This window comes from Streptomyces sp. NPDC046876 (assembly GCF_040645035.1).
Taxonomy (GTDB): domain Bacteria; phylum Actinomycetota; class Actinomycetes; order Streptomycetales; family Streptomycetaceae; genus Streptomyces.
Window position 1 is genome coordinate 1 of sequence record NZ_JBEYXK010000160.1, and the last position, 11,020, is coordinate 11,020.

Annotated in this window: 12 protein-coding genes; 4 read left to right on the top strand and 8 right to left on the bottom strand. The window is 73.0% G+C overall.

Going from position 1 to position 11,020, the window contains the following annotated elements:
• The 4 genes from ABZ924_RS36805 to ABZ924_RS36820 form a co-directional block, all read right to left on the bottom strand.
• Nucleotides 1-1,033 (bottom strand): DNA topoisomerase IB (locus ABZ924_RS36805; protein ID WP_361919808.1); only part of this gene is annotated, 1,033 nt, incomplete at its 3' end.
• Between the two features lie 196 nt (nt 1,034-1,229).
• A complete protein-coding gene (locus ABZ924_RS36810; protein ID WP_361919828.1) occupies nt 1,230-1,553 on the bottom strand; it encodes a plasmid stabilization protein in 324 nt (107 codons plus the stop codon).
• A gap of 122 nt (nt 1,554-1,675) precedes the next feature.
• The gene (locus ABZ924_RS36815; protein WP_361919810.1) at nt 1,676-1,951 is read right to left on the bottom strand and encodes an isoamylase early set domain-containing protein; all 276 of its coding nucleotides are present in this window, start codon (nt 1,949-1,951) and stop codon (nt 1,676-1,678) included.
• A 234-nt stretch (nt 1,952-2,185) separates the two neighbouring features.
• A complete protein-coding gene (locus ABZ924_RS36820; RefSeq protein WP_361919812.1) occupies nt 2,186-2,572 on the bottom strand; it encodes a hypothetical protein in 387 nt (128 codons plus the stop codon).
• Nucleotides 2,573-2,771: 199 nt separating this feature from the next.
• Here ABZ924_RS36820 and ABZ924_RS36825 point away from each other — a divergent pair, with 199 nt between their 5' ends.
• Complete coding sequence (locus ABZ924_RS36825) at nt 2,772-3,674, top strand: SDR family oxidoreductase (RefSeq protein ID WP_361919814.1); 903 nt, start codon at nt 2,772-2,774, stop codon at nt 3,672-3,674.
• A gap of 56 nt (nt 3,675-3,730) precedes the next feature.
• Here ABZ924_RS36825 and ABZ924_RS36830 read toward each other — a convergent pair whose 3' ends face one another.
• Together ABZ924_RS36830 and ABZ924_RS36835 are read right to left on the bottom strand one after the other, a co-directional pair.
• Nucleotides 3,731-4,303 carry a DUF5709 domain-containing protein gene (locus tag ABZ924_RS36830; protein WP_361919815.1) on the bottom strand — a complete coding sequence of 191 codons (573 nt, stop codon included), beginning with the start codon at nt 4,301-4,303 and terminating at the stop codon, nt 3,731-3,733.
• 60 nt (nt 4,304-4,363) lie between these two features.
• The gene (locus ABZ924_RS36835) at nt 4,364-4,537 is read right to left on the bottom strand and encodes a hypothetical protein (RefSeq protein ID WP_361919817.1); all 174 of its coding nucleotides are present in this window, start codon (nt 4,535-4,537) and stop codon (nt 4,364-4,366) included.
• 563 nt (nt 4,538-5,100) lie between these two features.
• Here ABZ924_RS36835 and ABZ924_RS36840 point away from each other — a divergent pair.
• Nucleotides 5,101-5,577: a hemerythrin domain-containing protein gene (locus tag ABZ924_RS36840; RefSeq protein WP_361919818.1), complete on the top strand. Its 477-nt coding sequence runs from the start codon at nt 5,101-5,103 to the stop codon at nt 5,575-5,577.
• 1,343 nt (nt 5,578-6,920) lie between these two features.
• Here ABZ924_RS36840 and ABZ924_RS36845 read toward each other — a convergent pair.
• Both ABZ924_RS36845 and ABZ924_RS36850 read right to left on the bottom strand, forming a co-directional pair.
• Complete coding sequence (locus ABZ924_RS36845; protein WP_361919820.1) at nt 6,921-7,196, bottom strand: hypothetical protein; 276 nt, start codon at nt 7,194-7,196, stop codon at nt 6,921-6,923.
• Between the two features lie 17 nt (nt 7,197-7,213).
• On the bottom strand, nt 7,214-8,518 hold the full coding sequence (locus tag ABZ924_RS36850; RefSeq protein ID WP_361919822.1) for a ferredoxin reductase family protein: 1,305 nt from the start codon (nt 8,516-8,518) through the stop codon (nt 7,214-7,216).
• Between the two features lie 456 nt (nt 8,519-8,974).
• Between ABZ924_RS36850 and ABZ924_RS36855 the strand changes: the two genes are divergently transcribed.
• The gene (locus ABZ924_RS36855) at nt 8,975-9,766 is read left to right on the top strand and encodes a class E sortase (protein WP_361919824.1); all 792 of its coding nucleotides are present in this window, start codon (nt 8,975-8,977) and stop codon (nt 9,764-9,766) included.
• A gap of 366 nt (nt 9,767-10,132) precedes the next feature.
• Nucleotides 10,133-10,924 (top strand): CAP domain-containing protein, encoded by a 792-nt coding sequence (locus ABZ924_RS36860; RefSeq protein WP_361919826.1) that lies wholly within the window; start codon nt 10,133-10,135, stop codon nt 10,922-10,924.
• The last annotated feature ends 96 nt before the right edge of the window (nt 10,925-11,020 follow it).

An 11,020-nucleotide genomic window follows, 5' to 3' on the forward strand; every position in this document is an offset into this window, starting at 1 on the left:
CGCCGAGGCCAGAACGCTCTCGGGCGGGCTGACCAGATGCCTCCTGTTCGACCGCGCCCCGCGTGGCCGGCGTACCGAGGTCCGCATCCTCGCCGAGGCGCCCCAGGGCGGCGGCTATGGTGACGCCCTCCTCGTAGCGCTCGAAGACGAGCGGGTCGATGTAGGAGGCTCGGCAGACGGCCGGGGTGTTGCCCAGGTAGTCGCTGACCTCCCGTACCGCCCGGGCGGTGGCCCGTTTGCGGGCGGACGGGCCGGCGTCGGCGGTGCGGGCGGAGACGGCGAGCGCGACGGCGGCGAGGACGGTGGCGTGCCAGGTGCGGAAGTCCTTGGCGGTGATGTCCTGCCCGGAGCGTTCCCGCAGGTAGGCGTTGAGGTCCTCGGCCCGTACCTCGTGCCAGGTGCTGCCCTCCCGGTACGCGAAGAGCCGTGGCCCGGGCTCGCGCCGGCGCAGCAGGGCGCGGACGACGGCGAGGGCCGCGTCGTCCACGAGGGCCCGGTGCTGGCGGCGGCCCGATTTGGCGGGGAAGTCCAGACAGACCTCGCCGCGCCGGCACTCGGCGTGCTCGCGCAGCAGGGTGGTCAGGCCGTAGCTGTCGTGGTCGCGGGCGTAGCGCTCCCCGCCGATCCGGAAGAAGCCCAGGTCGAGGAGGCGGGCGGCGCAGGCGAGGACCCGGTCCCGGCCGAGTCCTCGGCCGGCCAGGTCCTCGTCGACTGCCCGGCGCAGGCGGGGCAGGCTGCGGGCCACCCGGCGCACGTGCTCGTGCTTGGCCTCCTCGCGCTGCTCGCGGAACCGCTCGTGGTACAGGTACTGGCGGCGCCCGGCCGCGTCGGTGCCGAGGGCCTGGATGTGCCCGTTGGGCCACGGGCAGATCCACACGTCCTGCCAGGCGGGCGGGATGACCAGCCGGCGGATCCGCTCGCGCTCCTGCGCGGCGACGGCGCTGCCGTCGGCACTGAGGTAGCGGAAGCCGCGGCCGTGCCGGACCCTCCGCAGGCCGGGCCGGTGCGGGTCGCTGGTGCGCAGTCTGGTCACGTCGCCACGTCACGTCACTGAGGTCGCGTCACTGGGGTCGTCACGTCACGGCTCAAGACTCAGGCCCCAGGCCAACGTCAGGCCTCAGGCCTCAGGCCTCAGGGCTCAGGGCTCAGGGCTCAGGGCTCAGGGCTCACGGCTCGGCCGACGCCGGCAGTGCGCCGCGTCCGGTGGCCGAGCCGGGGCAGGGGCCGGCTCAGCGGCCCAGGGCCTCCTTGAGCTCGGCCTTGTCCATCTGGGAACGGCCCTTGATGTTCCTCTTCTTCGCCTCGTTGTACAGCTGCTCCTTCGTCGGTCCCTCGGAGCCGCTGTGCGACCGCTGGCCGCCGCGCTTCGAGGACGACATGTCCTGGGTGGAGGAGCGGCTCGAGGTCTTCGACTCACCGGAACGGGCGCGTTCCTTGTTCACCGTCCGGGCGGCGATCTCCTTGGCCCGCTTCTCCGACTCGCCGCGGTCCTGCGCGGACTCCTTGATGTGCTCGTACTGTCGTTCCCGCTTCGGGGATGACCCTCGGGGCATCGTCTTCACGTTCCTTCCTCGTACGGACCGGCTCCCTGCCGGTCCGGTCGGGCGTCTACCCGCTTCGGCCGCGGTCATGGCCGACGGCGCGGCTCGCCTTCCGGGCCGTCAGCCGGCCGGGCTCAGGTGGTCAGCCGGCTGTTCGGGCCCTCGCGGCCGTCGGCCTCGTCCTCGTTGAACCAGTAGTCGCCCGCGGCGAGGTAGCGGAACTGGTGCACCCGCTGCGGTTCCAGCCGCACGGTGACGGCGCGGGTGCCGTCCGGGCGCGGGGTGAGTGAATGGGCGCCCGGCGTCCAGTCGTTGAAATCGCCGACGACGCTGACTTCGCCCGCGGGCTCGTCGGCGGGCAGGACGAAGGTCACCTCGGTGCGGTTCTTGCGGGCGCTTCGTTGCAGCACGAACGTTCCTCCTTGTTCCTTGCACAGGGTCGGTCCAGGTGTACCGCGCGCGACGGCCCCGCCGCCGGGCCGCGCCCGCGGGATGCGCCACCCGGCGGTTTCGCTCAGCGGCCCGCCCACCGCCGGGTATCCCGGCGGGAGCGCCTGGTGAGCCGGAAAACGAAGTCGACCCGTATCACCCGGACGGCGGGGCCCGGCCGACGCCGCCGGTGCGCGCCGCACGCGCGGGTGCCGTTACCCCCGCCGCATCTTCTTCGATCCGCCCTTGGGGTCGACGCCCGTGAACGCCGAGTCGTCCTTGCCCCCGCTCGGCCGCTGGGAACGGCCGCGGGTCCCCATGTCGTGGTGGCCCTTCTGGCCTCCGCGGGCATGGTCCTCGCCGCTCTTGCCGGTGCTCTCGACCGGGGTCCCCTCGTCGACCGCCGCCCGGGACGACCTGCCCTTGCGGGCCTTGCCGGAGCCGGAGGCGTGCTTCTCGGGAGAGTCGAACGAGCGCCGCGCGCTCGGGTTGTCCTGCTTGTGTGTCGCATCGACGTCGGGCGACCAGCCGTGCTGCTCGGTCCCGTCGTGCCGGCCCGGTCCCTCACCGTGCGGTACGTGTGACTTGGGCGTGCTGGACATGAGCCGTTCCTCCTCTCGTGTGGCCCCCTCGGGCCTGCGCCTGCCCCGGCGGGCCCCGGTCAACCCGTCCGCGGCCGGCGGACCGGGGAGCGGGGCTCGCGGTACGGGGACCGGGGGCCCGCCGGTGACGTGTCCGCAGGCCGGGCACGGGTAGGCGGTCACGTGGCTGCGTCCGCAAGCGGTCCGAAGGAGGAGCACCGTGAACAGCACACCGACGAACCGGGACGGCGGGGCCCCCGACCCGACCACCCTGTATCCCCGGCCCGATTTCCCGGCGCAGGACCAGGAGCCGCCCGGCCTGACCCGGCCGATGGAGCCGGTGCCCGACCACGGCGAGGAGTCGTACCGCGGCAGCGGACTGCTCGTGGACCGCAAGACCGTGGTCACGGGCGGGGACTCGGGCATCGGGCGGGCGGTGGCCCTCGCGTTCGCCCGCGAAGGCGCCGACGTCCTGTTCACGTACCTTCCGCAGGAGGCGGAGGACGCCGACCGGACCATGCGTCTCGTGCAGGAGTGCGACCGCAAGGCGGTGGCGGTCCCCTGCGACCTGCGGGAGGAGGAGAGCTGCGCAGCCGTGATCGAGCACGCGGTCGCGGAGTTCGGGCGGATCGACGTCCTGGTCAACAATGCGGCGCACCAGATGGCACAGCCGGAGGGGATCTCCCGCATCACCACGGAGCAGTTCGACCGGGTCGTGCGCACCAACCTGTACGCCATGTTCTGGCTCTGCAAGAAGGCACTGCCGTACATGTCCGCGAGGGCCAGCATCATCAACACGGCGTCCGTGCAGGCCTACAAGCCGAGCCCGGCGCTGCTGGACTACGCCATGACCAAGGGCGCCATCGTCACCTTCACCCAGGGCCTGGCGCAGATGCTGGCCGAGGACGGGATCCGGGTGAACGCGGTCGCCCCGGGGCCGGTGTGGACTCCGCTGATCCCCGCGACCATGCCGAACCCCCAGGAGTTCGGCAAGCAGAGTCCCCTCGGGCGGCCGGCGCAGCCCGCGGAGATGGCCCCCGCCTATGTGTTCCTGGCGTCCGAGCGGGCGAGCTACATCACCGCCGAGATCCTGAACGCCACGGGCGGCACTCCCCTGCCCTGACCACTGCGGCCCTGCCCCGCTCCGCTCTGCCCTGCCCTGCTCTGCTCTGCTCTGAGTCAGCCTTCCGGGGGCTGTTCCTCCTCGACGACGTGTACGGCCGCCTCCTCGGCCGAGGCGGCACCTCCGTCGATCCCGGTGTCCCGGGCCACCACGGAGATGTGCCGGACCGGCGGGGTCTCCTCGACGGCCGCCATCCGGCCGGCCCGCTCACGGCCCGCCGTGGTGGTGTCCCCGGCCGGATCGCCGGTGAGGTCCTCGCTCCGCTCGTCCTGCTCGTCGCCGGATCCCTCCACGACCACCGGCGCGCCGCCGACGGCGAGGGCGTCCTCGGCCAGGTCCTCCCCCGGGTTCGACTCCGAGTCGCGGGCTGCTTCCGCCTCGGCCTCGTCCGCTTCGGGCTCCTCCTGGGCCAGTCGCTGGTCGAGGGTCTCGCCGGCCCGCTGCTCGCCGGCCGTGGTGCCGTGCCGGGTCGCCGCGAGCGGGCGGTCGGGCGGTGAGTAGCCGGTGTCCAGGGTCTCGTCCAGGCCCGGCTCACCGAGGGCGTTCTCCATGTCCGGCTGCGATTCGCCGGGCTCCGCCTCCACCTGGGGCTGGTAGACGCTGTTTCCTTGGGCTTCGGTCCCGCTCATGGCGGTGCCTCCTCTCGGGGTGTGATGCGCTCACCGGCGCCGCGCCTGCCCGGCGCGGACTCACAGGTCGGGCGCGTGCGCCTCGTCGTCGTCCGCATCGGACCGGCGGCCGGCGGAGTGACACGTCTCCAGGAGGTCGAGCATCTGCTCCATGACCGTGCCGAAGTCGTGCCAGGGGCTCGCCGGACCCTCGTCCGACCGGTGACCGGTCCCGCCCCTGTGACTGCTTGCCATGGACGGCATCGTGATCCACTCCTCTGATCGGTTCCGGTCCCCGACCTGCCGCGCGGCCCGCGGGGCGCCTGCGGGAAGCTGCGTCTTCCCCCGATCGGAACACTCATGCGGCGACGGCTCTGCGGCGGGGCGGACCGCGCCGGGCGCGGCGAAGCGGCATGCCGGGGCGGCACGGCAATCGGACCTGACGAGCCCTGCGGGGGCCGTCAGGTCCGATGCGGGTCCCCTGCGGAAGGGGACGGGTGCCGGCCGGTGGTCGGGGCAGGGACCGGCCGCCACCGGGGCCGCACGTGCGCCGAGGCGCGGTGCGGGCATGGCCTTTCGGGTGCGCACCGGGCGTCTTTCCCGTTCCGGCCGGCCCAAACCTGCGCCGTTCCGGGCGCGAACGCGTGCGCGCGCGGGGCGGGTACGGGTCCGGTCCGCGGCAGGTGTGGTCCGGGCCGGACGGGGGCAGACCCGGGGTACGGGGCGTGAGCGAAGGAGCCGCGCCCCGGCCAGGTCCGTACCGGCCGCTCGGGTGCCGCGTTCCGTGTGGTGTGCAGGACCGAAGGGAAACCCCTCCGATGGATGCGATCGTGCTGTTGCGTGAGGACCACAAGACCGTCGAGAAGCTGTTCAAGCGCTTCGAGAAGACCGAGGACGAGGACCGGGCCGAGCGCCGCGAGATAGCGGACACGGTGATCGAGGAGCTGACCGTCCACGCGTGGATCGAGGAGCAGCTCTTCTACCCGGCCGCGCGGGAGGCCGCGCCGGACACGACCGACCACGTGCTGGAAAGCGTGGAGGAGCACCACGCGGTGGTGTGGATGCTGTCCGAGCTGAAGGACATGGACCCGGCCGACGAGCGGTTCAAGGCCAAGATGAGCGTGCTCATGGAGAACGTCCGCCACCACGTCGAGGAGGAGGAGAAGGACTGGTTCCCCGACGTGCGCAAGGCCATGGGTCGCAACCGGCTGACCGAGCTCGGCGAGCGGATGGAGGCGGAGAAGGCGAACGCTCCGCGTGATCCGCTGACCGTTCCCAGTGCCGAGAGCAGTTGACCCGTCGGGCCGCCGTCGCCGCCGTGGCGCGGCGGCCGTACCGGCCGGCTGTGGAGGGTGTGCCTTGCCGGCCGGCCGCGGTGAGGTGGACGCGTCGGCCTCGAGCCGGTCCCGGGACACGGGCCGCATGTCGACGGTGGTCCCGGGCCGGCCCCGCAGGAGCCCCGGTCCGCCGGACGGTGAGCTCGCGCAGGGTGAGAGGTTGCGGCGGATCTCGCCGGGGCGGACGGACGAGCACGGCAGGCCCTCGGTCCGGGCCGGTGCGCCGGGGGCGCCGCCAGTTCGGCAGCCGCCTCTCGGTTGCGCCAGTCGAACCGTTCCCGTCGGCTTCGGTAGTCGGCGGGGCCGTCCCGAAGAGGGCCGCCAGTGCGGACTCTTCCAGGGCTCCGAGCGTGGCCAGTTCGCAGACCGCGGCAATGGCGAGTCCCGTGACGGCCAGGGCGCGTGGGAGGAGGCGGGCGAGCAGCCCCGGCACGGTCAGCCCGGCGACGAGCAGGCCGAGCAGGCCGAGCAGGACCAAGTGGCCGGGGCCGCCGAGGCCGAAGGCCGGGTACTGCAGGGCCCGTACCGGCTCGGGCCGTTCCGTCACCTTCGGGCCGGGAGAGCACCCGGAGGACGAGCCCGGAACAGGCGAGGAAGGCCGAGGCGAGCACCCCGCCGGCGAGGGCGATGGTGGCGCCGGGCGCCCGGACGCCGAGCTTGGGCAGGCGCGCCGAGACGGTGGCGGCGTAGATCGCGAGCGGGACGGACGCGGCGAACTGCAGGGCGCCCGAGACGCGGGTGGCGTCGGTGTGGTCGCGGAAGTACGCGGTGATCGGGTCGACGGCGCCGAACGGTGAGGGGAAGGGTCGGCCGTCGGCCAGCAGGGCGCGCAGGACGAGTCCGGCGAGGAACAGCGCGGTGAGCCGGGCGCTTCGCGGAGCGGGTCGGGGAGCTGGGGCTGACCCCGGCGGACGTCGGGCTGCTGCGCATGATCGCCGGGCAGCCGGGCCGCAGTCAGCGGTCCGTCGCGGAGGATTTGGGCGTCGTACCCAGCCGCGTCGTGGATCGACGGCTAGGAGGGAAAAGGGCTGGTCGAACGGCGGCGCAGCGCCGAGGACCGCCGCAACCACGAACTGCACCTGACCGACGAGGGCCAGCGCACCCTCGGCGCCGTCTCGGGCGCCGCGGCCGCCCATGGGGCGCGCTCCTCGCCGGGCTCGACCCGGCGGAGCGGGCCCAGCTCCTGGAGCTGCCGGACCGTCGCGGCGGAACAGAGTTGACCTCCGGCGTGCACCGGGGGCTACCGCATGCTCGACAAGCCCCGGCGGGGGCGGGGCTGACCGCCCGGACCCCATGCGTACTCAGCGGGCGGACTGCAGGCTCGAATGGTCCGGCTTGGCGTCGGGGGCCGGTGCGGCCGGATCGACGGTCAGCGTGATGGCGGTCGCGGACAGCACACTGGCCAGGGCGAGGCCGGCGGCGAGCCATCGGGAGCGCGGGGCCCTCCGGTGCCGGGCCCTGTCCCGGTGCAGCCGCGGGCGCGGGGCGGCGCCGGCGGCGGCGGCAGGATCTGCGGCGGCCGCGGGTCCGGCCGCGGGGTGAAGGGCCTGCTCCTGGGGTGCGAAGTACCGTTTCATCGGGGAGTCCGGGGTCCTCAGTAGGTGAAGCACTCGGTGTGGATACGGGCGGAGGGGACGCCCGCCCTGATCAGTGCCGCGGTCGTCGCATCGGCCATGCCGGGCGGCCCGCAGAGGTACACGTCGTGGTCGGACAGGTCGGGGACGAGTGCACGCAGGGCCTGGGGGGCGAGCGGGTCGTACGCCGCGTCCGATCGTCCCACCAGGTAGTGCAGTGCCGCCTGGCGGTCCTCCGCGATGGCCTCCAGCTCCTCGCGCAGCACGAGTTGGTCGGCCTCGCCCGCGCGGTAGAGCAGGGTGAGGTCGCCGGGGGCGGCCGGCAGGGACTCGAACAGCGCGCGCATCGGGGTGATCCCGATGCCGCCGGCGATCAGCAGCACCTTGGGGCGGGTGCGCCGCCGCTGGGTGAGTGCACCGAACGGGCCGGTCGCGAGGACCCTGGTCCCGGGCCGCAGTCCGCGGATCCGCCGGGTGTGCCCGCCGAGCGCCTTCACCGTGATGCGGAGGCGGTCGTCGCGGGCGGGCGCGGAGAGGGAGAAGGGCAGGGCGGTGTGCCACAGGCCGCCCGCCAGGAAGCGCCAGCGGAAGAACTGGCCGGGCTCCGCCCGCAGTTCGCGCAGCCGGTCCCCTTCGATGGTGACCGACACCACGCCGGGGCCCTCCTGTCGGACGGTGGCCACGCGCAGCCCGTGCCGCAGGGCCTGGCGCACCGGGACGACGCCGCGGTACCAGGCGAGCAGGACACCGACGACGGTGTGGAGCAGGGCCCAGAACCAGGTGGTGCAGCCGGTGACGCACACGTCGGGTCCGGCGATCTGGTGGGCGAAGCCCAGCGCGGCAGCGAGGTAGGTGAGCAGGTGGACGCCGCGCCACGTCTCGTGCGAGACCCGGCGCCGTACGGCCCGGACGGAGCACGCGCCCGCGGCTGCCAGCAGGGCGGCCGCGACGAACGCGGCGGCGAGGGCCGGGTACCGGAAGAGGGCCGCCGTGGCGGTCAGCAGGTCGGTTCCGGTGCGCAGGGCGTACACGACGAGGGCGAAGAGTCCGTGGGCGCCGCACAGGAGCAGGACCCAGCGCCCGCCGAAGGCGTGCCAGCGGGCGAGGCGGTCGGCGCCCACCCCGTGCTCGACGGCGGGTACGCGCGCCATCAGGAAGAGCATGACGAGGATCCCGTACCCGGCGAGGAGGCCGGTGAGGTGCGCGGCCGCCCCCATCAGCTCGTCGGGCCGGGCGGAGACGTGCACCTGGGCCGCCCACAGCAGGGTGACGGCGGCCGCCCCGGCGGCCAGGCCGGCGCGCAGCCGCTCGGGGGCGGTCCTCATGCGCGCCGCACCGTGCCGGCCGGGGTCGGGCGGTCGGGAAGAGTGCTCGGGAGAGTCATGCCGGGTCCGTTTCACTCGCTGGTCGGAGGGCGTAGCAACGGCAACTATGTGCAAACTCGCTCGCGCCAAGCAATCTCAGAGCACGCGGAATGACATCCGTCACGCGCAAAATTCTGGGCGAGATGTCCATATTTCAGGCGGTATGAGTACCACACTTCGGTGGGACGGTCGCAGCCCGCGCGAGCTGATTCACCTTTGCATCCACGCAGGGCAGCGAAGCGACAAGGGGCCGGCTAGCACATCCACAGGCAGGGCTTGGAGAACTCTTTACGCGTGTGCCGAGCACCACCCCGGCGCCCCTTATGGACAGGATGTCCCCTGTGTCACCCTGTCCGGGCGAACCGGGTCATCCTGCGCAGCAGGGCCCGGCGGATCGACACGGAAACGCGAACGCCCATGCCCCTGCCCTTCCCGCCCCACGCCGTATCCGCCGCGGTGGCCGCCGCGGTGGCCGCCGCCGCGACCGCCCTGCTGGCGGGCTGCGCCCCCGAAGCCGCCGCCCGCGAGGGGGCCCCGACGTCCGGTACCCCGGCCGCTGCTTCGACTACGGCTTCTGCTTCTGCTTCTGCTTCGACTACGGCTACGGCTACGGCTACGGCTACGGCTTCCCCTTCGGCCCCTGTTTCGCCCGCGGCGCAGTCCCCCGCGCCGGCAGCCGACGCACGACCCCGGACCTCCGTGCTGTCCATACCCTCCATAGGCATTGCCGGGCTCCGGGTGGTCCCGTACGAGGGGACGACCGACGACGCGCCCGGCACCCGCATCCAGGACCAAGGCCTCGCCGCCAGCCCGCACGGGGAGCGGGGCGGCGTCGGGCCCGGGCAGATCGGCAACTTCCTGATCACGGCACACCGCCTGTCGGCCGGGGGGCCGCTGCACGGCCTGCCGGCGCTCAAGGAGGGGGACACGGTGCTCGTGACCGCGGACGGCGTGGCGTACACGTACGAGATCGTCGCGACCCGCTCGACGTCCTTCCGCTCGGAGCGCTCACTGAGCGAGCAGCGTGCGGCGGTGCCGGGGACCCCCGGTGCGACCGCGACGCAGGCCATGATCACGATTTCGACGTGCGCCACGCCGGAGGACCACGCCGCGGGCAACTTCTGGAGCGATCCGCAGGGCAATCCCGAGCACCGCATCGACAAGGTGGGCGTCCTGCGCCGGACGGCCGCCGCCGCGGCCACCCCGTGACATACGTCACGCCGGCGGAGCCGGGCGGGAGGGGTGTGTAGGAGGGGCCGGCCCGCCGACATTTCGATATTTGTCTGTTTTGGACTCGACATTCCCCTCTCCTGCACAATCGGAATCCGACGCACTCCCCCTCGGGGCCGCAACTCCGCCGATTGCCGCGCTTCTGACGCGCCGCCAAGTGAATGCGGGGCTTTCACGCCGCGGCAATACATGATCTCCGGCTCGTTTCAAGCCGCGTTCCGGATCTTCTCTGCGTATTCAGGGCGAAAACTTGCCAGGCCGTTCCCGGATTACCAAGAATGGCGGATCTCCGAGGCCTTGCAGTTCATGCTCCGGAAGCTTCGCGATCACCGAGTGAGGTCACGCATGCAGAAGCACCGCAAGAAGAAAAAGCACTACAGGAAAATCGCCATCGCCGTCGGCGCTCTGGGAATCGTCGGCATTCCCACGGCGGCCATGGCCTGCCTGGCACCGCAGGAAACCGTCCACGCCCGGCACGCCGGACGGGGTGAATGGCACCCGCGGCACGGGCACGGCTACGGCGCGCCTTGGGCCACTCCCGGTTCCGAGGCTCCCGTGGTCCCGGTGGCGGAGAGCAGCAGCCCTGCCCCCGCCGAAAGCAGCCCCGAAGCGACCGAACAGCCGGTCGTGCAGATATCCCGGGCGCCGCAGCAGCCGTCGGCGAAGCCGACGACGGTGAGCACGAAGCCGCAGGCGCCTGTCGCCCCCAAGCCCGTCGCCGCCCCGGCCTCCCCTGCCCCGGCCTCCCCTGCGACGGCTTCCGGTGCCGTCGCCGAGGTCCTGGCGCTGGTGAACAAGGAGCGCGCCGCCGCCGGCTGCCCGGCGGTCACCCTCAACGCGCAGCTGACCAAGGCCGCGCAGGACCACAGCACGGACATGGCCCAGCACGCCACCATGTCCCACACCGGATCCGACGGATCCGACCCGGGCCAGCGCATCACCGCCGCGGGGTACACGTGGAGCTCGTACGGCGAGAACGTGGCCTACGGGTACAGCACTCCGGCGCAGGTCATGGACGGCTGGATGAACAGCCCGGGGCACCGGCGGAACATCCTCGACTGCTCCTACAAGGAAATCGGCATCGGCCTCGCGCAGCCGAATTCCTACTGGACGCAGGACTTCGGTTCGGCGCGCTGAGGCCGCTGAGCGGTAGGTCCTTTTCGGGTGCTCCGATGAACGCTACAGCCTCGGAACAGGTCGCCGTTCGGACAATGGCTCGCGGTTGCCCCGTGG